The organism is Marinobacter sp., from assembly GCF_014859525.1.
In the GTDB taxonomy this organism is placed as follows: Bacteria; Pseudomonadota; Gammaproteobacteria; order Pseudomonadales; family Oleiphilaceae; genus Marinobacter.
This window is the reverse complement of sequence record NZ_JACUUB010000030.1, coordinates 11854-35052: the sequence shown is the minus strand read 5'-3', so window position 1 is coordinate 35052 and position 23199 is coordinate 11854. Positions and strand designations below refer to the sequence as shown.

Sequence of the window (23199 nt, the reverse complement as noted above, 5' to 3'; positions counted from 1 at the left end):
TGCTGTTGAGGTCGCTGGCCAGCGCCTGCAGTTCTTTTTTTCCCGCTTTGCCGGGCAGGGCGATGCAGTGCAGGTGGTTGTCCAGATCAAACATCGGGTCGTCTTGCCAGTAGGCTCGATCGCCATTGTCTACGACTCGCTGGCGAAACCGATGATACTTCAGAAAGCGCTCTTCCAGCGTGCGCTTCAGCCGTTTGATAGATATCGGGTGCTCGAGCATTAACACGCCGGATATCATCATTGGATTCTCAGCGGTATCCATGCGTAGCCAGGCGCGATCGACTGATGTCATCGCGGTCTGTTTAGGTGACATAAGCCCTCCCTTTGCCATGAGCCAACTATTGGCGCGTCCGGTAGTAACCTCGGGGTCGGAACGGGGGTTAGCTTTTGAGTATAGGAGGGTTTTGGCGGGTCGAGAAGAGGGGGAAAGGCGACAGAGCGTGCCAGGCTCAGTTGTTGGCGTCGCGCATGATTCTCTGCTTCTGGCGGTTCCAGTCGCGCTCTTTCTCGGTCGCACGTTTGTCGAAGAGCTTCTTGCCTTTAACCAGCGCAATCTCACACTTCACTTTGTTTTGTTTCCAGTAAAGCGCAAGCGGAATGCAGGTGTAGCCATCCTGACTGACCTGGCCGACAATTCTGGCGATTTCTTTTGCATGCAGCAGCAATTTGCGGGTCCGGGTCGGATCGGCAATAACGTGGGTAGAGGCTGCATTCAGGGGCATAATGTGAGCACCAAGCAGCCAGGCTTCGCCATCTTTGAGAAGTACGTAGGCATCGACGAGCTGGCCCTTGCCGGCGCGCAGGGATTTAACCTCCCAGCCAAGCAGTGCCAGACCTGCCTCAAACCGGTCTTCAATATGGTATTCGTGTTTCGCCTTTTTGTTGAGGGCGATGGTGCTGCTGGGTGCGCTTGCTTTCTTCTTGCTCATGAATCCTGTCCGGGATCGGAAGAATGTGTATGCCGGTGCGGTGGTCTTGGGCCGGCAAAACGCGCATTGTAGCTCAGGACTGCCGGGCGGGTCACGATTTCACCGATGGTACTGGTCGTTCACGCAGGGGGTGTTCCGTTACAATGGGGCGCCATTGATTGTCAGGGATCGGAATGCTGGGTAAATATCATACATCGATCGGGTCGTTTACTCGAAAATCGACCTTCTTCTGGGCCGCTCTGGGTGCAACAGTGGGCTTGGCCAACTTGTGGCAGTTTCCGTACCTGGCGAGTGTGCACGGAGGCGGGCTGTTCATTTTGCTCTATCTGGCCTGCCTATTGCTGGTGACGTTGCCGTTGATGGTCACAGAAGCGGTGCTTGGCCGCCATTCACGCCATGGCATTGTTCTGGCCATGGACGGTTTGGTAAAGAGTGCCGGCTGCTCACCGCTGTGGCGACTGGCCGGGCCGCTCAGCATTGTTGCGGCGTTCGTTGTGTTGTCCTTTACCGCGGTGTTTGGCGGGATTGTGCTGGCCTATGTGTTTTTCGGGGCGACCGATCGTTTTGGTGCCGCCACGCAGGAATCGGCAACCCGGTTTCTTTCAAATTTTGTCTCAAATCCCGGGCGATACCGGGAGTTTATGGCCTGGCACGCCTTTTTCCTTATTCTGGTGATTTGGGTGTCTGCCCAAGGTGTGGTGCGAGGGCTTGAGCGATCACTGCGCATGCTTGTGCCTTGTACGTTTTTGCTCATGTTGGCGTTGTTTGCTTTAGCGGTGAGTCATGGTCGGCTCGATGCTGGCATTGAACACTTGCTGGCGTTCAGGCCCCATGATGTCGGTTTTGACAGCCTTCAGGCGGCATTCTTCCACGCGTTCTACACCCTGGGCCTGGGTATGGGTGTGTGGGCGATTTTCGGCGCTTACAGCACGTCCCACACTCGGCTTAAACGTTCCATGCTCGCGGTCGTGTTGATGGATACCCTGATTGCGATTTTGGCCGGTCTGATGATGTTCTCGGTGGCCTTGGGCAGCGCCAGTCTGGACGGTGAGCACGGCTTTGCGTTGCTGTTTGTGTCCTTGCCGGTGACGCTGGCGCACGTGCCATACAGTCAGCTTGTGATTGCCGCAGTGTTTCTGCTGGTGGTGATGATTGTTTGGGCGACCGCCATTTCGCTGTTGGAACCCATAGTTGGCTGGTTTCGTGAGTGGACCGGTGCGCCAAGAGGCTGGTCGGCGGTGATTGCTGGCGCGTCAGTCTGGATGGCCGGGTTGGCCTCGCTGTTGTCGTTCAATCTATGGGCGGATTATCAGTTTGCCGGTGCTACCATTTTCCGGTGGCTGGAGCTGATCACGGGCGGCGTACTGATTCCCCTGGTTGCGATACTGATTGCCACTTTTGCCGGCTGGTGCCTTACCCGTCGCTATGCCGCCAGCATCCTGGGCAGTACTCCGGTTGTGATGCGGAAAATCTGGTATTGGGTGATGCGCTTCGTCTTGCCGGTTGTTGTTGCCTGGATAGGGCTGCAATACACGGTATTCTCGCTGTCGAATCTGTGTGATAACAGCAGTGCTGCCATCTGGTGTACCCCGGAGAGTGTGACCGAAGAACTGGTTCCGGCGCTACCAGTAACCGAACCACAAGGCGCGGAGTCAGCGCCACAAAATGGTGTAAAGAACTCGGGGCAAGAGCCCCGGGACGACAGCCCAAGGGCCTTACCCCTTGAAAACGCCCCAAACGACGACGATATCCTTTATCATAGCGTGTAGCCGGCTCTTTTGGGCCGGTCCGCCTCCAATATTGCAAAGCGCAGGGATCCCGGTTTTCATGGCTTATCAGATTGATAAAACCGCGTTGGTCATGCATTCGGCTGAACGTATGTTCCATCTGGTCAACGATATTGCCCGCTACCCCGAGTTCTTACCTTGGTGTGCCGGGGCCGAAGTGCATGCACGAACGGATGCAGAAATCATGGCGTCCCTGGAGATTGCCAAAGGCGGCGTGAGGCACCGGCTGACGACTCGTAATCAGTTGCTGATGCCAGAAGCCATCGAAATGAGCCTGGTAGACGGCCCTCTGAAAAACCTGCGGGGGCGCTGGCATTTCCGCGCACTCGACGATAATGCCTGCAAGGTCATTCTCACGCTTGAGTTCGAATTCTCCGGTTCCTTGTCCAAAATGACTTTCGGGCCAGTATTCAATCAGGCGGCCACGACGATGGTTGATGCGTTTTGTCGGCGAGCGGATGAAATCTACTCGGGAGGGTTGGTGTAATGCAGGTAGAGATAGCTTATGCGCGTCCGGACAAACAAAAGATCGTGCCTGTTCAGGTGCCTGAAGGAGCTACCGCGCTTGAGGCAGCAACGTTATCTGGCATCGTCGACGTGTTTCCCGAAATCGACCTGGCCACGATCGACATGGGCGTGTTCGGAAAGGTTGTCAAAAATCCGGCTGCTCACGAACTTCGAGAAGGCGATCGTGTAGAACTGTATCGGCCGTTGAAAATAGACCCGAAGCAGGCCCGGTTGAACCGGGCCAAAAAGAAAGGCTAACTCGACGCTCAGTAGGCGGGTGTTTCGTCGAGCAGTTGGGCCTCATAATGGCTGAACTCGTCACCTTCATAATAAACGATGATGCGTTGTTCCTTGATGTCGCCACCCCGACGCTGGAACGTGTAGACATAATATTCGCGCGAAGTGTCTACCGGATTAAGCATAAGTGGCGAGCCCATCACCGCGCGTACCTGACTCCTTGGCATGCCTTCGGACAAACTGTTGAGTTCTTTCTCGGTGACGATATTACCCTGCTGGACATTGATTTTATAAACGCCGGGGAACGCGCAACCGGCCAGGGCTAAAATGCTAATAAGAACGATAGCTGTGAGCTTTTGCATCGCCGGGGGAAATCCTCTATCTTGAAATCGCCTGCATACAAGCAGGTGTGAAACGGGTAATCCGTTGAACGGCGGCTTCATCATACCGTAAGCCGTAAGGCACACCAACGAGTGAATAGTAACATGCCATCTGAAAACGCCGAATTACGAAAGGTCGGTCTTAAGGTGACCCTGCCACGGGTCAAGATCTTCAATATTCTGGAAAACGCCAAAGAGCATCACCTGAGTGCTGAAGACGTCTACAAGAAACTTCTGGACCAGGGCGATGACGTGGGCCTGGCGACGGTTTATCGTGTGCTGACTCAGTTTGAGGCTGCCGGCCTGGTGCTTCGCCATAATTTTGAAGGTGGTCATGCGGTGTTCGAAATGGCTGGCGACGATCACCATGACCATATGGTTTGTATGCAAACGGGTGAGGTGGTCGAGTTTGTTGATGACATTATTGAGGAGCGTCAGCAGAAAATCGCCAAAGAGCACGGTTATGAAATTGTTGACCACAGCCTGATTCTGTACGTGAAGCCTTTGAAGTCCGATAAAAAATAAGCCAAAAAAAGGGGGCCAGCAAATGCCGGCCCCATGAACTCTCTGAAGCGAGAGGGGGTTCAGTGATGGGTCGCCTGGCCCTTTACAAACATCTCTCGGGCGTGGGCAATAGTATGTTCAGTCATGTCCAGGCCTCCCAGCATTCTCGCCACCTCGCTGATTCTTCCCTGATCATCCAGCGGCTCAATACGTGAGTAAGTTGCGTCCTGTTCGGTGAATTTGCTGACAAACAAGTGTTGATGACACTGCGCCGCTACCTGAGGCAAGTGAGTAACGCACAGTACCTGGCCGTCGCTGCCCAATGAGCGCAGCAGGCGGCCGACGACTTCTGCAGTGCCACCGCCAATGCCCACATCAACCTCGTCGAATACCAAGGTGGGTGTGGTGGAGGTTTGGGCGACGACAACCTGAATGGCCAGACTGATTCGGGACAGTTCGCCCCCGGAAGCGACCTTGGCCAACGGACGGGCTGGTTGGCCAGGGTTGGCGCTCACCAAAAACTCGATGTCTTCCATGCCGTGGGGCGCTGGTTCATCGTTATTGTTGCGGCCCAGACGGGTTACAAACTGAACAGCGGGCATGCCTAGCTGAATGAGCTCTTGGGCAATCCGCTGGTCCAGCTGTGTCGCCGCTTGCTCGCGCTTCTCCGTCAGCTGTTGCGCCAGCTGATTGAACTGTTCACGCTGGCTGTCCAGCTCGGCTTGCAGTTGCTCCAGGCTGCCTTCACCGCCATCGAGTTCTGCCAGTTCCTGGCTCAGGCGCTGATGCAGTTCGGGGAGTTCTTCCGGTGTGATGCGGTGCTTTCGGGCCATCTGATAAATGGCACTCAGGCGCTCCTCCACTTCTGCCAGCCGGGCCGGGTCTGCTTCGTAATCTTCGATAAAATGGCGCAGATTGTCGCCGGCTTCGGTAATCTGGATTTGCGCCTCGGTCAGCATCTGGATGGTGTCTGCCAGCGCCGGCACATCTACCGGCAACTGCTCCAGTTGCTGTAGAGCTTGGCGAAGCAGACCGGCGGCGTTGGTGTCGTCTTCGGTGCACAGCAGTGCTGCGTGGTGACTGCTGTGCAACACGGCGTCGGCCTGACTGAGTTGTGCTTGTTCCTGCTCCAGTGCCCCTTGTTCGTCCGCGTGCAGTGCAAGCTTGTCGAGCTCTTCTACCTGGTAGCGCAACAGCTGGAGTTTTGCTTCGGCTTCATCGGCATTCTGACGCCGTAGATCCAGCTTTTGCCGCGTCTGGTTCCAGGTCTTCCATGCGTTTCTGGTGTGCTCTGAAAGGCTTTCCGCTCCGGAAAACTCATCCAGTAATTTTCTGTGAGTGTCTTTCTGCAGGAGCGATTGATGTTGGTGCTGGCTGTGAATGTCCATCAATTGGCTGCCCAGCTCTTTGAGCTGGGACAGCGGGCAGGGCTGGCCATTGATAAAGGCTTTCGATCGGCCATCTTTGCTGATGGTTCGGCGCAGGATGCAATCGTCTTTGTCATCCAGCTCGTGATCTTCCAGCCACTGGCGCGCTTCCGGAAGACGGGCAATATCAAAGCTGGCGGAAATGTCGGCACGCTTGGCACCGTGGCGAACGGCTCCGGCATCGGCGCGCCCGCCCATGGTCAGGCCGAGTGCATCCAGAACGATGGATTTGCCGGCGCCGGTTTCTCCGGTGAGGGCTGTCATGCCTTTGCTGAAGTGCAGATCAATCCGCTCAGCAATGGCGTAATTAGATACCGTGAGTTGTAAAAGCATGCCGATCACCTCCGGTCAGAGCTGGAACGTCTCTGATTGATTTCCTGATACTGTGGTTTCATACAGTTGCTGTGAATATATACAGCCTTTTCCCTGTTTGCAAATCGTCCAGCGCTTAAATATGCAAAGAAAGCGGTGCGGATGGTTGAAACCTGGCAAGCGGGCCCCATATTCGTTCGCAAAGCCGTATTTTCCTGTCCTTCAGAGGGCGGGGCTCTTTTAGCCGCAGGCCTTCGGGCCCAGGGAAAATCCATCAGGAGTTGTCATGAGTGCTGACGATAAGCGCAACGAACAGGTAGATGAACATAACGAGCCGGCAGAGGCTGCTGCAGAACAGGCAAACGGTGCAGAGCCGTCGGGCGAAAGCTCAGAGCTCGAAGCACTGAGCGCCAAGTTGCAGGAATATCAGGACCAGGCCTTGCGCGCCCAGGCTGAGATGCAGAACGTTCGCCGCCGTGCCGAGATTGATGTCGAGAAGGCTCACAAGTTTGCGGTGGAAAAGTTCGTGAAGGAGTTGCTTCCGGTCGCGGACAGTCTTGAGAAAGCTGTCGAGAGTACCGAGGGCCAGGAAAACGCCGGTGAATTGGTAGCGTCCATTCGTGAGGGCGTGGAGATGACGCTCAACCTCTTCATGAACAGCATCAAGAAATTCAACGTCGAGCAGGTGAACCCGGTTGGTGAACCGTTTGATCCCAATCAGCATGAAGCCATGTCTATGGTGCCTGCACCAGACGCTGAGCCAAACAGTGTAGTGGCGGTCGTGCAGAAAGGTTATCTGCTCAACGGTCGCGTGGTTCGTCCTGCCATGGTGGTTGTTGCAAAGGCAGAAAACGCACCAAAAATCGACGAGCAGGCTTGAAATAACGTTTAAAGCGCCAATATAGCGATTAACCAGCAAAATCCGGAGTATTCAGGTCCGGGGCAGCATTCAGAAAGATTTGGAGTGATTCGATGAGCAAAATTATTGGTATCGACTTGGGAACCACCAATTCCTGTGTAGCCATCATGGATGGTGACAAGGTTAAGGTTATTGAAAACGCCGAGGGTGATCGCACCACCCCGTCCATTGTTGCCTACACGGAAGATGGTGAGACGTTGGTTGGTCAGTCAGCGAAGCGTCAGGCGGTTACTAACCCGCACAACACTCTGTACGCCATCAAGCGTTTGATCGGTCGTCGTTTTGAAGATGACGTGGTCCAGAAAGACATCAAGATGGTGCCTTACAAGATTGCCAAGGCAGACAACGGTGATGCCTGGGTAGAGGTTAAGAATGAGAAAATCGCGCCGCCACAGGTGTCTGCTGAAATTCTCAAAAAGATGAAGAAGACAGCCGAAGACTACCTGGGTGAGAAAGTAACCGAGGCAGTTATCACGGTTCCGGCTTATTTCAATGACAGTCAGCGTCAGGCCACCAAAGATGCGGGCAAGATTGCCGGTCTGGAAGTAAAGCGCATCATCAACGAGCCGACGGCTGCTGCACTGGCGTACGGCATGGACAAGAAAACCGGTGATCGCACCATCGCGGTTTATGACCTCGGCGGTGGTACCTTCGATCTGTCCATCATTGAGATCGCTGATGTTGACGGTGAACATCAGTTTGAAGTTTTGGCCACCAATGGTGACACCTTCCTGGGCGGTGAAGACTTCGACCTGAAAATCATCGAATACCTGGCGGACCAGTTCAAGAAAGACAGTGGTATCGATCTGCGCGGTGACTCCCTGGCCATGCAGCGCCTGAAAGAGGCTGGTGAAAAAGCCAAGATCGAGCTGTCCAGCAGTCAGCAGACCGACGTCAACTTGCCGTACGTGACAGCTGATGCGTCTGGCCCGAAGCACATGAACGTCAAGCTGACCCGTGCCAAGCTGGAATCCCTGGTAGAAGACCTGGTTCAGCGCAGCCTCGAGCCCTGTAAAGTGGCGCTGCAGGACGCCGGCATGAAAGCGTCTGAAATCGACGAGGTTATCCTTGTTGGTGGTCAGACCCGTATGCCGCTGGTGCAGGAAAAAGTAAAAGAGTTCTTCGGCAAAGAAGCCCGCAAGGATGTTAATCCGGATGAAGCTGTCGCCATGGGTGCGGCTATTCAGGCGGCTGTTCTGTCTGGTGATGTGAAAGACGTACTGCTGCTGGACGTCACGCCGCTGACCCTGGGTATCGAAACCATGGGTGGAGTTGCGACACCGCTGATCGACAAGAACACCACCATCCCGACCAAGAAGTCGCAAACCTTCTCCACTGCGGATGACAGCCAGACGGCCGTTACCATCCACGTGGTTCAGGGTGAGCGCAAGCAGGCGGCACAGAACAAGTCGCTCGGTCGTTTCGACCTGGCCGACATTCCGCCGGCTCCGCGCGGTGTGCCCCAGATTGAGGTGACTTTTGATATCGATGCCAACGGTATCCTGAACGTGTCTGCAAAAGATAAGGCGACCGGTAAAGAACAGTCCATTGTGATCAAGGCGTCGTCAGGTCTGAATGACGACGAGATTGAAAAGATGGTGCGTGATGCCGAAGCCAACGCCGACGAAGATCGCAAGTTCGAGGAGTTGGTGCAGGCGCGCAACCAGGGCGATGCCATGGTTCACGCCGTGCGCAAGACTCTGACCGATGCCGCTGACAAGGTCACGGACAGCGAGAAAGAGTCCATCGAAGCGGCTATCAAGGATCTTGAAGAAGCACTGACTGGTTCCGATAAAGAAGCGATCGAAAGCAAGACGCAGAAGCTGACGGAAGTGTCGTCCGAGTTGGCTCAGAAGATGTACGCGGACCAGGCTGGGCAAGAGCAGCAGGCAGGCGGGCAGGAAGAGGCTCAGGCTCAGAAAGCTGACGACGCTGTTGACGCCGAGTTCGAAGAAGTCAAAGAAGACGAAAAGAAGTAAATTCGAAGTATATCAGGCAGTTGGAAAACGCGAGCAAAGCTCGCGTTTTCCTCGTTATACAACAGGGTTTTAAAGCATGGCCAAGCGCGATTATTACGAAATACTCGGGGTTTCCCGGGATGCGGACGAGAAGGACATTAAGCGGGCATACCGAAAGCTTGCGATGAAATATCATCCGGACCGTAACCCGGACGATGTAGACGCCGAGAACAAGTTCAAAGACGCCAGCGAAGCCTATGAAATCCTGGCGGATTCCAGCAAGCGTGCCGCCTACGATCAGTTCGGTCATGCCGGGGTGGATGGTCAGGCCGGCGGTGGCTTCGGTGGAGGCGGCGGTGGCAGCTTTTCCGATATTTTCGGCGATGTGTTTGGTGATATTTTCGGGGGTGGTGGCGGTCGTGGTCGCAACACTCGTGGCGCCGATCTTCGTTACACGCTGGAGTTGGATCTGGAAGAAGCGGTCAAAGGCAAGACCGTCAAGATCAACATTCCCGGGCACAAAGAATGTGACGCCTGTGACGGTAGTGGCGCTGAAAAAGGCTCTCGGCCGGAAACCTGCGGAACCTGTCAGGGTATGGGGCAGGTGCGAATGCAGCAAGGCTTCTTTACTGTGCAGCAGGCTTGCCCTACCTGTCGGGGTTCTGGTCAGATCATCAAGAATCCCTGTAAGGTGTGTCACGGTCAGGGTCGGGTGAGGCAGGAAAAAACACTGTCTGTGAAAGTGCCTCCGGGCGTGGACACCGGCGATCGCATTCGCCTGTCCGGTGAAGGTGAGATGGGTGTGGACGGGGGCCCACCGGGCGACCTGTACGTACAGATGGCGGTGCGCGAGCACTCCATTTTTACCCGTGACGGCCGTAACCTTTATTGCGAAGTGCCCATCAGCATCGTTGATGCCGCCTTGGGTGGAGAGCTGGAAGTGCCCACCCTGGATGGTCGGGTAAAGCTGAAAATTCCGGCTGAGACCCAGACTGGCAAGCTCTTCCGTTTGCGGAATAAAGGCGTTAGCCCGGTTCGTGGTGGCCCCGCCGGTGATTTACTGTGCAGGGTCACGGTTGAGACGCCGGTTAACCTGACCAAGCGCCAGAAAGAGCTGCTGGATGAGTTCCAGAAAACCCTGGACGGCACCAACGGTACCCATCACGCTCCGAAAAAAACTTCGTGGTTTGAAGGTGTAAAAAGCTTCTTCGACGAAATGAAATTCTGAGGACAGGACAGATGCGGGTAGCAATCATCGGCGCCGCCGGGCGCATGGGTAAGGTATTGATTGAAGCGGTAGACGGCACCGAAGGCCTGGAGTTGGGTGCGGCGATTGTCGAGCCGGACAGCAGTCTGATCGGGGCCGACGCGGGCGACATGACAGGTGTTGGCAAAACCCGGGTCAAAATGGCCGGAAGCCTGGCTGATGTAAAAGATGATTTCGATGTACTGGTCGACTTTACGTTTCCGGACTTAACCCTGGAGAACGCCAGGTTCTGCAAGGCCAATGGCAAAATGTTGGTGATTGGTACCACCGGCCTGACGGACGCTGAAAAAGAACAGCTGGCTCTGGCGGCAGAATCCATTCCGGTGGTTTTCGCTCCGAACATGAGCGTGGGTGTCAACGTGATGCTGAATCTGTTGAAGACCGCGGCCGCGACTCTGGGTGACGACTACGATGTGGAAATCATCGAAGCCCATCACCGCCACAAGAAAGATGCGCCTTCTGGTACCGCCCTGCGAATGGGCGAGGTGGTGGCGGATGCGCTTGGCCGAGATCTCAAAGAGTGCGCCGTATACGGACGTGAAGGTTTTACTGGCGAGCGCACCCGAACAGAGATTGGTTTTGAAACCATTCGCGCGGGCGATGTGGTGGGCGATCATACCGTGTTATTTGCCACCGAAGGTGAGCGCATTGAAATCACCCACAAGGCCAGTAGTCGCATGACCTTTGCCAAAGGCGCCATGCGCGCAGCCTTGTGGCTTGAAGGTAAAGCGGCGGGTCTGTACGACATGCAGGACGTTTTAGGTCTTAAGAGTTAATGGTCGTGGACAAAAATCGTCAGATTTCTTACAATAAAGCGATTTCACTGCACCAAGCGTACCATTGAAAAGTTTATAAGGAAGCGGGACCGGGTTAAGACTCTGTCTCGCTTTTTTGCAACCTGAATATGCGCTTGCGTTCCTGTTCGTGACGAACTTACGCCACTCGATGAGGATACAAGCCTTGAGTACACCAGCAATCCTTGCTCTCGCAGACGGAAGCCTTTTTTACGGCACCGCCATTGGCGCAAACGGAGAAACCAGCGGCGAGGTAGTCTTCAATACTGCCATGACCGGCTATCAGGAAATCCTGACCGACCCGTCCTACTCGCGCCAGATCGTCACCCTGACGTATCCGCACATTGGTAACACCGGTGTGAACGCGGAAGACGTAGAATCCGATCGCATTCACGCCGCCGGGCTTATCATTCGCGACTTGCCGTTGCTTGCCAGTAGCTGGCGCAACCAGGGCAGTCTTGACGACTACCTGCGAAGCAACAACATTGTTGGCATTGCCGACATCGATACCCGTCGGTTGACTCGCATCCTCCGGGACAAAGGCTCTCAGAATGGCGCCATTGTTGCTGGCGATAATGCAACCGCTGAGCGTGCATTGGAGCTGGCTAATGCCTTCCCGGGTCTTAAGGGGATGGATCTGGCCAAAGAAGTGACGTGCGATCAGCCATATCAATGGAGCCAGACCGAATGGGATCTGGCCTCGGGCTACGGTGAGCGGACCTCTGCCAGTTTCAAAGTGGTGGCGTGGGATTACGGCGTAAAATATAACATTCTGCGGATGCTGGCCGCGCGGGGCTGCGATATCACCGTGGTGCCTGCACAAACGCCTGCCGCCGATGTGCTCGCGATGAAGCCGGACGGCATTTTCCTGTCCAACGGCCCGGGCGATCCCGAACCCTGCGACTACGCCATTGCCGCGATCAAAGAGGTTCTGGATACCGAGGTTCCGGTGTTTGGTATCTGCTTGGGTCATCAATTGCTGGCGCTGGCCAGTGGTGCCAAAACCATGAAGATGGGCCACGGCCATCACGGTGCCAACCATCCGGTGCAGGATCTGGCCAAAGGTACGGTGATGATCACCAGTCAGAACCACGGTTTTGCCGTGGATGAATCGACCTTGCCTGCGACCGTACAAGCGACCCACAAATCGTTGTTTGACGGCACCCTGCAGGGCATTCGTCGGACCGACAAGGCGGCCTACAGCTTTCAGGGCCACCCGGAAGCCAGTCCCGGCCCTCACGACGTGGCGCCCCTGTTTGACGAATTTATCCAGTTGATGCAGGCACGATCTGCCTGAGGGTGGTTCAAAACGGAAAACGAACAGGCGCCGCGTTTTTGCGCTGCAAGAATTCAAAAGTTGCTGACAGGTTTACCAAGACATGCCAAAACGTACCGATATCAAAAGTATCCTGATCCTGGGCGCTGGCCCCATTGTGATCGGGCAGGCGTGCGAGTTCGACTACTCCGGAGCCCAGGCCTGTAAAGCCCTGCGTGAAGAGGGATACCGGGTTATTCTGGTGAACTCGAACCCGGCCACCATCATGACCGACCCGGCCATGGCTGATGCCACCTACATCGAGCCGATCACCTGGAAGACGGTCGAGAAGATCATCGAGAACGAAAAGCCGGATGCCCTGCTGCCTACCATGGGTGGTCAGACTGCGCTGAATTGTGCGCTGGATCTGGAAAAGCACGGTGTGTTGGAAAAACACGGTGTTGAAATGATCGGCGCCAACGCCGACACCATCGATAAAGCCGAAGACCGCGACCGTTTCGACAAGGCCATGCGCAAAATCGGTCTGGAATGCCCGCGCGCCACCATTGTTCACTCCATGGCGGAAGCCTGGGAAGCGAACAAGGATATCGGTTTCCCCTGCATTATCCGTCCGTCATTCACCATGGGTGGATCCGGCGGTGGTATTGCCTACAACAAGGATGAGTTCGAGGAAATCTGCACCCGTGGCCTGGATTTGTCACCAACCAATGAGCTGTTGATCGATGAATCCCTGATTGGCTGGAAAGAGTACGAGATGGAGGTTGTCCGGGACAAAAACGACAACTGCATCATCGTTTGCGCCATTGAAAACTTTGATGCCATGGGTGTTCACACCGGTGACTCCATCACCGTTGCCCCGGCGCAAACGCTGACCGATAAAGAATATCAGATCATGCGGAACGCCTCTTTGGCGGTGCTGCGTGAGATTGGCGTAGAAACGGGCGGTTCCAATGTTCAATTTGGTATCAATCCGGATAACGGCCGCATGGTGGTTATCGAGATGAACCCGCGGGTGTCCCGTTCCTCCGCGCTGGCGTCCAAGGCCACGGGTTTCCCGATTGCCAAGGTGGCCGCCAAGCTGGCGGTGGGTTATACCCTGGATGAGCTGCAGAATGAGATCACCGGTGGCGTGACCCCGGCGTCATTTGAGCCCAGTATTGACTACGTTGTTACCAAGATTCCTCGTTTTACGTTCGAGAAATTTCCGCAGGCCGATGCGCGCCTGACCACCCAGATGAAGTCGGTGGGCGAGGTGATGGCTATTGGTCGCACTTTCCAGGAATCCATGCAGAAAGCCCTGCGCGGTCTGGAAGTGGGCTCAGATGGTTTTGACGAGCAGTTGGGCGAGTTCGAATCTGAAAATTCCCGTGAAACCCTGGCCCGCGAATTGAACGTGCCGGGCGCAGAGCGGGTCTGGTACATCGGCGATGCCTTCCGTGCCGGTATGACGGTCGATGAAGTGTTCCAGTACACCAAGGTTGACCCCTGGTATCTGGTGCAGATTGAAGATCTGATCCGCGAAGAGCGTGCGTTGAAGTCGGCAGGTAAGGCGGATATTGACCACGCCACCATGTTCCGTCTCAAGCGCAAAGGTTTCTCTGACGCTCGTCTGGCCAAGCTATTGGGGCTGTCTGAAGTCAGTCTGCGCAAACTGCGCCATGATCTGGGCATTCGGCCCGTCTACAAGCGGGTCGATACCTGTTCTGCCGAGTTTGCTTCTGACACCGCCTACATGTACTCAACCTATGAGGAAGAGTGCGAAGCAGATCCGAGTGATCGCGAGAAGATTGTGGTCATCGGTGGTGGTCCTAACCGTATCGGTCAGGGTATCGAGTTTGATTATTGCTGTGTGCATGCGGCCCTGGCCATGCGTGAAGACGGCTACGAGACCATCATGATCAACTGCAACCCGGAGACCGTATCAACCGATTACGATACCTCTGACCGGTTGTACTTTGAGCCTATCACCCTGGAAGACGTGCTGGAAATCATCAACGTAGAGAAGCCTAAGGGTGTGATCGTTCAGTACGGCGGTCAAACTCCGCTGAAACTGGCTCGTGGCCTCGAAGCTGCCGGCGTGCCCATCATCGGCACCAGCCCGGATGCCATCGACCGCGCCGAAGACCGTGAACGCTTCCAGCAGATGATTCAGCGCCTGGGCCTGAATCAGCCGGAAAACACCACCGTGCGCAGCCATGAAGAAGGCATTCTGGCGGCTCGTGAAATTGGCTATCCGCTGGTGGTTCGCCCGTCTTATGTGCTGGGTGGTCGCGCCATGGAAATCGTTTACGATGAAACCGAGCTTGTGCGTTATATGCGCAATGCGGTTCTGGTTTCCAATGACAGCCCGGTGCTACTGGATCACTTCCTGAACGCCGCCATCGAAGTAGACATCGATGCCATTTGTGACGGCACCGACGTAGTGATCGGTGGCATCATGCAGCACATTGAGCAAGCGGGTGTTCACTCCGGTGACTCTGCCTGTTCGCTGCCACCCTACAGTCTGCCCAAAGACGTACAGGACCAGATGCGCGATGCCGTGAAGAAAATGGCCATCGAACTGGATGTTATCGGCCTGATGAACGTGCAGTTGGCCTGGCAGGATGGCGAGATCTACGTGATCGAAGTTAACCCTCGGGCGTCCCGTACGGTGCCGTTTGTATCCAAGGCGATCGGTGTGTCGCTGGCGGCCGTTGCCGCTCGTGTGATGTCTGGCAAGAGCTTGAAAGAGCTGGATTTCACGCAGGAAATTGTGCCGACCTATTACGCCGTGAAAGAGTCTGTGTTCCCGTTCAACAAGTTCCCGGCGGTTGACCCGATTCTTGGGCCAGAAATGAAGTCGACCGGTGAGGTAATGGGCCTGGGCGATAGCTTCGATGAAGCCTTTGCCAAGGCTGCGCTGGCCATCGGTGAGCGTCTGCCCACTCAGGGTACGGCGTTTATGTCGGTCCGGGATGTCGATAAATCTGGCGCGGCCAAGGTTGCTCGCGACCTGGTGGATGCCGGGTTCAAGATTATTGCGACTACTGGTACGGCTAAGGCTCTGAAAGAGGCCGGTATCACCGCAGAGCGAGTCAATAAGGTCCGTGAGGGTAGGCCGCACATAGTGGATGCCATCAAAAATGGCCAGGTGCAGCTGATCATCAACACCACTGAAGGTCGCAAGGCGATTTCCGACTCGGCGCAAATCCGCCAGTCAGCCCTGCAAACCAAGGTAACCTACACAACGACACTGGCAGGCGGCGAAGCCTTCTGCCGGGCGATCAAATTTGGTCCGGAGCGCACGGTTCGTCGCCTCCAGGACTTGCACGCAGGGAAATAAAGACTATGGCTGACAGAGTACCCATGACGCCGACAGGCGAGGCTCGCCTGCGCGATGAGCTAAAAAAGCTGAAATCTGAGGATCGTCCCCGTGTCATTCAGGCTATTTCCGATGCCCGTGAGCACGGTGATCTTAAGGAAAATGCCGAATACCATGCTGCTCGTGAACAACAGAGCTTTATCGAAGGTCGTATCCAGGAGATCGAAGGCAAATTGTCGGCGGTGCTGGTTATCGATGTCACCAAGATGGAAAACACCGGTAAGGTGATTTTCGGCACTACCGTGCATTTGGTGAACATGGACACCGACGAAGAAGTGAAATATCAGATCGTGGGTGAAGACGAAGCCGACATCAAGTCTGGAAAGTTGTCGGTCTCTTCCCCGATTGCCCGCGCGCTGGTCGGTAAAAACGAGGGTGATGTGGTTGCGATTCGTATTCCGTCTGGCACCGTGGAGTATGAGATCTCAGAGGTGGAATACATTTGAGCGAGGGCAGGTCTCAGGGTCAGCCTCGGAAGGGGTTGGCTCGGTTTTCCGCTGACGCTCCAGCTCCAGTCCTGGATTAACGATCTACAAAAAAAGCCGGCGAGAGGAACTTAAGCCGGCTTTTTTTATCTGACCATTACCTGGTTCGAAGCAAGTTCGACAACTTGGGGTTTGGTTTCTTTGATCGGCGCAGAATGACGGCGATTTTGCCAATGGTTTGAACCAATTCGGCCTTGGAGCTTTCGCACAGTACTTTGATGGCCTCTTGGCGGGCCTCACGGTCCTGGCTGGCGATTTTGATCTTGATCAGCTCATGATCATTCAGTGCGCGGTCGAGTTCTTCTTGAAGCCCCTCAGACAGGCCTTTATCGCCAACAATGATGACGGGCTTAAGGTTGTGGGCAATGGCCCGGTACTCCCGGCGCTGTTCCGCGGACAAGCTCATGATGTAATCTCTTTATCGATGCAATTAACAAAAGGTCAGCGGTATGCAGGCTGACAACGGCGTATAATTGGGCGATTGTAACAGATAGATTGGTGCCACAAATGGCTGTAATCACGTACAGGGCCGCGTTAATTGACCTGCTGGCGTTGTAATTCAAGATCGGGGGCCCAATATGTGTATGAGGGCGGGCGGTTTCGGATAGGCCGTTTCTGGTCGGCGAACGTATAATTGGTGTAAGGTGTCCGAAAAGGGTTGGTGGCCATGCGGCCCAGGCTCTGCAATTCACAGGTGATGATCCTTGAACGATATGGCAAAAAATCTGGTTCTCTGGCTAGTAATAGCCGCCGTGCTGCTGATGGTGTTTCAGAATTTCACTCCCACCACCAGCGGGCAACAAGTCAACTACTCCCAGTTTGTGGAGATGGTCCAGCAGGGCCAGGTCCGGCAAGTGACGATTGATGGTCTGGAAGTACAGGGCATACGCTCTGACGGCTCCCAGTTCCAGTCGATCCGTCCGCAATTGTCCGACAACAAACTGATGGACGATCTGCTCGCCAACAACGTAGAAGTGATTGGTAAGGAGCCGGAACGCCAGAGCCTGTGGACTCAGCTACTGGTCGCGGCTTTCCCGATTCTGATCATCATTGCGCTGTTTGTGTTCTTCATGCGCCAGATGCAAGGCGGCGGGGGTGGAAAAGGGCCCATGTCGTTCGGCAAGAGCAAAGCTCGGCTGATGAGTGAAGATCAAATCAAGACAACCTTCGGCGATGTCGCTGGCGTTGATGAGGCCAAAGAAGACGTTAAAGAGCTGGTCGATTTCCTGAGGGATCCGAGCAAGTTCCAGCGTCTCGGCGGCAGTATTCCCAAAGGCGTATTGATGGTGGGTCAGCCGGGTACCGGTAAGACCTTGCTGGCGAAAGCCATTGCCGGCGAAGCCAAGGTGCCCTTTTTCTCCATCTCTGGCTCTGACTTCGTTGAAATGTTCGTGGGCGTGGGTGCATCGCGTGTGCGCGACATGTTCGAGCAAGCCAAGAAGCAAAGCCCGTGCATTATCTTCATCGATGAAATCGATGCGGTTGGTCGCCATCGTGGCGCCGGTATGGGTGGTGGGCACGATGAGCGTGAGCAGACCTTGAACCAACTGCTGGTCGAAATGGACGGTTTTGAAGGTAACGAGGGCGTTATCGTGATTGCCGCCACTAACCGTCCTGACGTTCTGGATCCGGCACTTCTGCGTCCGGGCCGGTTTGACCGTCAGGTTGTGGTTGGTCTGCCCGACATCATCGGTCGTGAGCAGATCCTGAAAGTGCACATGAAGAAAGTGCCACTGGCCGACGGTGTCGAGCCTGCGCTGATTGCTCGTGGCACCCCGGGGTTCTCCGGTGCAGACCTTGCCAACCTGGTCAATGAGGCTGCGCTCTTTGCCGCGCGCCGCAACCAGCGCCTGGTCTCTATGGAAGAGTTTGAGCTGGCCAAAGACAAGATCATGATGGGCGCTGAGCGCAAGTCCATGGTGATGAGCGAAAAAGAAAAGCGGAACACGGCGTATCACGAGTCGGGCCATGCCATTGTCGGTCGCCTCATGCCAGAGCACGATCCGGTTTACAAGGTCAGCATCATTCCGCGCGGCCGTGCGTTGGGTGTGACTATGTTCCTTCCGGAGGAAGACAAGTACAGCCATAGCAAGCGCTTTTTGATCAGCTCTATTTGCAGCTTGTTTGGTGGTCGTATTGCGGAAGAACTGACGCTCGGCTTTGATGGTGTAACCACTGGTGCGTCTAACGATATCGAGCGTGCAACCAGCCTGGCCCGTAACATGGTGACTCGCTGGGGGCTTTCTGAGAAGCTCGGTCCGCTGCAATACGACAATGATAGTGAAGAGCCGTTCCTTGGTCGTTCTGCCGGACAAGCGCAGACAGTGTACTCGCCGGAGACTGCTCAGCGGATTGATGAAGAAGTTCGTAACATCATTGATACTTGCTACGAGAAGGCCAAACAGATTCTGGTCGATAATCGCGACAAGCTGGATATGATGGCAGATGCCCTGATGAAGTATGAGACGATTGATCGGCATCAGATTGACGACATCATGGAAGGCCGCACGCCCAATCCACCCAAAGGCTGGGGTGACAGTGGTCCCACCGGTGGCGTGAAGGCTGATGAGCCGGCAGCAGCGCCGGAGCCTCGGGATTCCGATGATGGGCGCCAGCCCGGAATGGGTAGGCCTGCCGGCGAGCACTGATTGCTCAAGCCGAGTAAGGCAACACAAACGCCGCCCGACTTTGGGCGGCGTTTGTGTTTGTCACCTGTCGATATTGAACCTTCGGAACTGTTGCTATGGAAGTGAATTTCGCCGGCCGTGTGCTGGATCTATCTGTTTGCCATGTGATGGGCATTCTGAATGTAACCCCCGATTCGTTCTCAGACGGTGGCCGTTTCAATTCGGTGGATTCGGCAGTGCGCCGTGCACAACAAATGGTCAGCGATGGCGCGGCGTTTATTGATGTTGGTGGCGAGTCAACCCGCCCTGGAGCGTCACCGGTTTCGACGCAAGAAGAGCTGGACCGCGTGTGTCCGGTTATCGAATCCATTGCCCGGGAGCTGGCGGTGGTGGTTTCGGTGGATACCAGTAATCCCGTGGTCATGGCGGAGGTGGCAAAGCTGGGTGCAGGCCTGATCAACGATGTTCGGGCGTTGCAGCGTGACGGTGCCCCGGAAGCTGCGGCAAAGACCGGCCTGCCTGTTTGCCTCATGCACATTCAGGGTGAGCCCGACAGCATGCAGGACAACCCTCGTTACCGTAATGTCCGGCGAGAAGTCGGCTCGTTTTTGACGGAGCGCTTGCGGGTGGCGGAAAGCGCCGGAGTGCCGCCCGACAGTATCATCCTTGATCCGGGGTTTGGTTTTGGGAAGAGTGTTGAACACAATTTTCAGTTGCTGGCGACGCTGGAGCAGTTGCACCTGTTAGGCCATCCGTTACTGATAGGGGTCTCTCGAAAGTCCATGTTGGGGGCGGTTACCGGCAGGGAAATAAACGAAAGGTTGCCGGCGAGCCTCGCTGCCGCGACAATATCCGCCATGAAAGGCGCGAGCATCCTCAGGGTACATGATGTTCGGGAAACCGTGGACGCCGTTAAGATCGTGACGGCAGTAAAGGAGGCAGTCTGATGTCCCAGCGCAAATATTTTGGTACCGACGGTATTCGTGGACGTGTCGGAGAAAGCCCGATTACTCCAGAATTTATGTTGCACCTTGGATGGGCCGCAGGCCAGGCATTCAAACGCAAAGGTCAGCACAACAGCGTGTTGATTGGTAAAGATACCCGATTGTCAGGGTATATGTTTGAGTCGGCCCTTGAGGCTGGTTTGTCTGCCGCTGGTGTCGATGTGAAACTGCTGGGACCGATGCCGACGCCTGCCATTGCGTATCTGACGCGCACCTTCCGGGCGTCGGCCGGCATTGTGATCAGCGCCTCTCACAATCCACATCACGATAATGGCATCAAGTTTTTCTCCCCGGCCGGTACCAAACTGGATGATGCCCTGGAGGCGGAAATCGAGCGTTGGCTGGATACCCCTATCAACGTTTGTGATCCTGACCTGTTGGGCAAGGCCAACCGGGTGGATGATGCGCCCGGTCGTTATGTGGAGTTCTGTAAAAGTACCGTGCCCAATGAGTTTGCGCTCGACGGCATGCATATCGTGCTCGATTGCGCGCATGGCGCGACCTACCATGTTGCTCCGAAGGTGTTCCAGGAGCTGGGCGCGCAGTTAACCGTTATTGGTGCCAATCCGGACGGTTTGAATATCAACCTGAATGTTGGCTCCACGCACCTGAACGCCCTCAAGCAAGCCGTTGCCGACAATAAAGCCGACCTTGGTATTGCCTTTGATGGCGACGGTGACCGGGTTTTGATGGTTGATCAAGACGGCTCCGAGGTGGATGGCGATGAACTGCTCTACATTCTGGCGTCTCAGCGTCATGCTGAGGGTCGGTTGCATGGGGGTGTGGTGGGAACGCTGATGACCAACCTGGGTGTGGAACTGGCTCTGCGTGATCTGGGGATCGAATTCGAGCGCGCTAAAGTGGGCGACCGCTATGTGATGGAGCGCTTGTTGGCGAATAATTGGCTGGTTGGGGGGGAAGGTTCCGGCCACATGGTTATCCGCGACTGCACCAGTACCGGTGATGGGATCGTGTCTGCGCTGCAGGTGCTGCTTGCGGTTCGTGGTTCCGGGAAAACCTTGGCGCAACTACGCCAGGGTATGAAAAAGCTACCTCAGAAGCTGGTCAATATTCGTGTTGCAGAGCGATTTGACCCCCATAGTCGCGCCGATATTACAGACGCCTTGCAGCGGGCAGAAGCCGACCTGGGTGATGCTGGCAGGATTCTTTTACGGGCTTCGGGTACCGAGCCGTTGATCCGGGTGATGGCTGAAGGCCAGAGCGCAGAGGATATCAGTCGCGTGGTTGATCAGCTTGCGTTGGTTGTTGAGCAGTCAACGCCCTGATTTGTAGGGCGGGGCGGGTTGTGCGAGATAAATGACTGCTGTATAGTTCGCCCTCCCTGAAGTTGGGACGATTGAGACTGGATATGCGCCGCAGGATTGTTGCTGGTAACTGGAAAATGAACGGGTCGAAAGACCTTGTGCAGCAGTTGGTTGGTGACATCCGAGAGCAGGTTGCCGGTTTTGACGAGCGTGTGAAGAGAGCGTTAGACGTGATTATCGTCCCTCCTGCACTTTACGTCGATTCGGTCGTTTCTCAGGGTGGATCTGAGTTGGCAACTGGCATACAAAATGTTGGTCAGTGGCAGTCTGGTGCATACACCGGTGAGGTTTCATCGGACATGGCTCGCGATATGGGCTGTCAGTATGTGCTGGTAGGGCACTCCGAGCGTCGTCAGTTGTTTGGTGAGTCGGACGACGTGGTTGCCCAAAAAATCAAGTGCGTTCTGGATTCTGGGTTGACCGCTGTGCTGTGTGTTGGTGAGACGCTTGAAGAGCGTGAGGCCGGAGAGGCGGAGCGAGTCGTTGCTGGCCAGATTCAGCAAGGGTTGGCGGATGTCAGTGCCGGTCAATGGTCGCGCGTGGTGGTTGCTTATGAGCCTGTTTGGGCTATTGGCACCGGCAAAACGGCCACGGCAGAAGATGCTCAGGCGATGCATGCGGAAATTCGTGGTGTGCTTGAGCAAATGAATGCCCCGTCGGAAGATGTTTCGATACTTTACGGGGGCAGCGTAAAAGCGGATAATGCGGCCGCTCTGTTTGCAGAGCCCGATATCGATGGCGGTCTTATAGGTGGTGCATCCCTTAAGGCTGAAGAATTTGTCAGTATCTGCCGGTCTTTTCCGGTAGATGCGTAAGCCGACACGTTTACGAGAGTCTGTATGGATTTGATGGAAACACTAGTAGTCGTAGTTCACGTCGTGATCGCCGTGGCGCTGGTGGGCCTCGTTCTTATCCAGCAAGGCAAAGGCGCGGATGCCGGTGCGGCATTTGGTGGTGGAGCCTCCCAGACGGTATTCGGTAGTCAGGGTAGCGGTAGCTTCCTGACCCGTCTGACCACGTTACTGGCGGTTGTGTTTTTTGTAACGAGTTTTTCGCTGGCGATCTTCGCTAAGCAGCGTGCTGAAATGGTGGGTGAGGCTGGTATTCCGATGGTTCAGGAATCCCGTCAGGCGCCGGCTGATTCAACACCTGGTATTGAAGAGTCTGCAGGTGGCGAAGCCGAGGGCGGGGAGTCTCGACTTCCTGACCTCGAGTAAAGGGTGCTGCCCAAGTGGTGGAACTGGTAGACACGCTATCTTGAGGGGGTAGTGGCGAAAGCCGTGCCGGTTCGAGTCCGGCCTTGGGCACCATTATTGAGTACGACGGCTTGGAATATCCAGGCCGTTTTTTTTGGTCAGTCCTTGACCAGTCCGCGTGGCGTCACTATACTCCGGCGGATATTGGACGCTGCGATGATTTCGCGCGGCTTCCAGGCAGGCCAGGTGTCTGTCGGCAGGGGGCCGGTTTGGGTTGGCTTTCTGCGAATTCTTGCAACAAAAGGCCCCACTCACAGGGGCTTTTTGATTAAGGGGCCTGGCGTAAAGGGCCCTGGTGCATAAAAAGGGCTGATCAACAGCCCTTTTTTTGTTTTTGTGGTACGAAAATCTCAAGACGGAGGCGGCGACACTTGTCAGCCAAGCTTAAACAACTGGAAGACATTCTGCGCCCTGTAGTAGAAGGGTTAGGCTATGAATTCTGGGGTATTGAATATCGTTCCCGGGGCTATCAATCCATGCTTCGGGTATTTATTGATGATGTTGAAAACGGCATCAGCATAGAAGACTGTGAAAAAGTCAGTCGTCAGGTCAGTGGTGTCATGGACGTAGAAGACCCGATTCAGAGTGAATACACCCTTGAGGTGTCTTCTCCGGGCATGGACCGGCCATTGTTCCGTCTTGAGCAGTACGAGGCGTTTGTTGGTCATCAGGTGCAAATCAAGTTGCGTATGGCGTTTGAGGGCCGGCGCAAGTTTCAGGGGCTGATCAAAGGGATAGAGGGCGACGACGTCGTGATCGTGGCGGATGACCACGAATACCTGTTGCCGTTTGACAGCATAGACAGAGCCAACATTTTGCCGGTTTTTGAATGACACATTCGATT

Annotated in this window: 22 protein-coding genes and 1 tRNA gene; 18 read left to right on the top strand and 5 right to left on the bottom strand. The window is 55.3% G+C overall.

The window, feature by feature from the left end:
• Together IBX51_RS08360 and smpB are read right to left on the bottom strand one after the other, a co-directional pair.
• Positions 1 to 313: wax ester/triacylglycerol synthase domain-containing protein (locus IBX51_RS08360; protein WP_291830679.1), on the bottom strand; the 313-nt coding region annotated here is incomplete at its 3' end.
• Positions 314 to 449: 136 nt separating this feature from the next.
• Positions 450 to 929, bottom strand: coding sequence for an SsrA-binding protein SmpB (smpB, locus tag IBX51_RS08355; protein ID WP_291830677.1), 480 nt, complete (start codon positions 927 to 929; stop codon positions 450 to 452).
• A 173-nt stretch (positions 930 to 1102) separates the two neighbouring features.
• On the opposite strand from smpB, the gene IBX51_RS08350 reads away from it, so the two are divergent.
• From IBX51_RS08350 to IBX51_RS08340, 3 genes are read left to right on the top strand one after another with little or no spacing between them, the layout of a single operon-like run.
• Positions 1103 to 2698, top strand: coding sequence for a sodium-dependent transporter (locus tag IBX51_RS08350; protein WP_291830676.1), 1596 nt, complete (start codon positions 1103 to 1105; stop codon positions 2696 to 2698).
• A 58-nt stretch (positions 2699 to 2756) separates the two neighbouring features.
• Complete coding sequence (locus tag IBX51_RS08345; RefSeq protein ID WP_291830675.1) at positions 2757 to 3203, top strand: type II toxin-antitoxin system RatA family toxin; 447 nt, start codon at positions 2757 to 2759, stop codon at positions 3201 to 3203.
• Positions 3203 to 3481: an RnfH family protein gene (locus IBX51_RS08340; protein WP_291830673.1), complete on the top strand. Its 279-nt coding sequence runs from the start codon at positions 3203 to 3205 to the stop codon at positions 3479 to 3481. The genes IBX51_RS08345 and IBX51_RS08340 overlap by 1 nt, the downstream gene beginning before the upstream one ends.
• Positions 3482 to 3489: 8 nt before the next feature.
• Here IBX51_RS08340 and IBX51_RS08335 read toward each other — a convergent pair whose 3' ends face one another.
• Positions 3490 to 3822 (bottom strand): outer membrane protein assembly factor BamE, encoded by a 333-nt coding sequence (locus IBX51_RS08335; RefSeq protein ID WP_291830672.1) that lies wholly within the window; start codon positions 3820 to 3822, stop codon positions 3490 to 3492.
• Between the two features lie 123 nt (positions 3823 to 3945).
• Here IBX51_RS08335 and fur point away from each other — a divergent pair, with 123 nt between their 5' ends.
• On the top strand, positions 3946 to 4365 hold the full coding sequence (gene fur / locus IBX51_RS08330; RefSeq protein WP_291830671.1) for a ferric iron uptake transcriptional regulator: 420 nt from the start codon (positions 3946 to 3948) through the stop codon (positions 4363 to 4365).
• A 59-nt stretch (positions 4366 to 4424) separates the two neighbouring features.
• Here the strand turns inward: fur and recN are convergent, their stop codons facing one another.
• The gene (recN, locus tag IBX51_RS08325) at positions 4425 to 6104 is read right to left on the bottom strand and encodes a DNA repair protein RecN (protein ID WP_291830670.1); all 1680 of its coding nucleotides are present in this window, start codon (positions 6102 to 6104) and stop codon (positions 4425 to 4427) included.
• 265 nt (positions 6105 to 6369) lie between these two features.
• On the opposite strand from recN, the gene grpE reads away from it, so the two are divergent.
• From grpE to greA, 7 genes are all read left to right on the top strand, one after another.
• On the top strand, positions 6370 to 6963 hold the full coding sequence (gene grpE, locus IBX51_RS08320; RefSeq protein ID WP_291830669.1) for a nucleotide exchange factor GrpE: 594 nt from the start codon (positions 6370 to 6372) through the stop codon (positions 6961 to 6963).
• A gap of 92 nt (positions 6964 to 7055) precedes the next feature.
• Positions 7056 to 8981 carry a molecular chaperone DnaK gene (dnaK, locus tag IBX51_RS08315; protein ID WP_291830668.1) on the top strand — a complete coding sequence of 642 codons (1926 nt, stop codon included), beginning with the start codon at positions 7056 to 7058 and terminating at the stop codon, positions 8979 to 8981.
• Between the two features lie 76 nt (positions 8982 to 9057).
• Positions 9058 to 10188, top strand: coding sequence for a molecular chaperone DnaJ (dnaJ, locus tag IBX51_RS08310; protein WP_291830667.1), 1131 nt, complete (start codon positions 9058 to 9060; stop codon positions 10186 to 10188).
• 11 nt (positions 10189 to 10199) lie between these two features.
• The gene (gene dapB / locus IBX51_RS08305) at positions 10200 to 11003 is read left to right on the top strand and encodes a 4-hydroxy-tetrahydrodipicolinate reductase (protein WP_291830666.1); all 804 of its coding nucleotides are present in this window, start codon (positions 10200 to 10202) and stop codon (positions 11001 to 11003) included.
• 184 nt (positions 11004 to 11187) lie between these two features.
• Complete coding sequence (carA, locus tag IBX51_RS08300; RefSeq protein ID WP_291830665.1) at positions 11188 to 12318, top strand: glutamine-hydrolyzing carbamoyl-phosphate synthase small subunit; 1131 nt, start codon at positions 11188 to 11190, stop codon at positions 12316 to 12318.
• Positions 12319 to 12400: 82 nt separating this feature from the next.
• Positions 12401 to 15619: a carbamoyl-phosphate synthase large subunit gene (gene carB / locus IBX51_RS08295; RefSeq protein ID WP_291830664.1), complete on the top strand. Its 3219-nt coding sequence runs from the start codon at positions 12401 to 12403 to the stop codon at positions 15617 to 15619.
• Between the two features lie 5 nt (positions 15620 to 15624).
• Positions 15625 to 16104 (top strand): transcription elongation factor GreA, encoded by a 480-nt coding sequence (greA, locus tag IBX51_RS08290; protein WP_291830663.1) that lies wholly within the window; start codon positions 15625 to 15627, stop codon positions 16102 to 16104.
• A 136-nt stretch (positions 16105 to 16240) separates the two neighbouring features.
• Here greA and yhbY read toward each other — a convergent pair whose 3' ends face one another.
• Positions 16241 to 16549 carry a ribosome assembly RNA-binding protein YhbY gene (gene yhbY, locus IBX51_RS08285; RefSeq protein ID WP_291830662.1) on the bottom strand — a complete coding sequence of 103 codons (309 nt, stop codon included), beginning with the start codon at positions 16547 to 16549 and terminating at the stop codon, positions 16241 to 16243.
• Between the two features lie 298 nt (positions 16550 to 16847).
• Here yhbY and ftsH point away from each other — a divergent pair, with 298 nt between their 5' ends.
• The 7 genes from ftsH to rimP all read left to right on the top strand — a co-directional run bounded on the left by ftsH (position 16848) and on the right by rimP (position 23188).
• Positions 16848 to 18791 (top strand): ATP-dependent zinc metalloprotease FtsH, encoded by a 1944-nt coding sequence (gene ftsH, locus IBX51_RS08280; protein WP_291830661.1) that lies wholly within the window; start codon positions 16848 to 16850, stop codon positions 18789 to 18791.
• A gap of 95 nt (positions 18792 to 18886) precedes the next feature.
• Positions 18887 to 19717: a dihydropteroate synthase gene (gene folP, locus IBX51_RS08275; RefSeq protein ID WP_291830660.1), complete on the top strand. Its 831-nt coding sequence runs from the start codon at positions 18887 to 18889 to the stop codon at positions 19715 to 19717.
• Complete coding sequence (gene glmM, locus IBX51_RS08270; RefSeq protein WP_291830659.1) at positions 19717 to 21060, top strand: phosphoglucosamine mutase; 1344 nt, start codon at positions 19717 to 19719, stop codon at positions 21058 to 21060. The genes folP and glmM overlap by 1 nt, the downstream gene beginning before the upstream one ends.
• 83 nt (positions 21061 to 21143) lie before the next feature.
• Positions 21144 to 21914 (top strand): triose-phosphate isomerase, encoded by a 771-nt coding sequence (tpiA, locus tag IBX51_RS08265; protein ID WP_291830658.1) that lies wholly within the window; start codon positions 21144 to 21146, stop codon positions 21912 to 21914.
• 24 nt (positions 21915 to 21938) lie between these two features.
• Positions 21939 to 22316, top strand: coding sequence for a preprotein translocase subunit SecG (gene secG / locus IBX51_RS08260; protein ID WP_291830657.1), 378 nt, complete (start codon positions 21939 to 21941; stop codon positions 22314 to 22316).
• Positions 22317 to 22324: 8 nt separating this feature from the next.
• Positions 22325 to 22409: transfer RNA gene (locus IBX51_RS08255), tRNA-Leu, on the top strand.
• Positions 22410 to 22726: 317 nt separating this feature from the next.
• On the top strand, positions 22727 to 23188 hold the full coding sequence (rimP, locus tag IBX51_RS08250) for a ribosome maturation factor RimP (protein WP_291830655.1): 462 nt from the start codon (positions 22727 to 22729) through the stop codon (positions 23186 to 23188).
• Positions 23189 to 23199 lie beyond the last annotated feature (11 nt).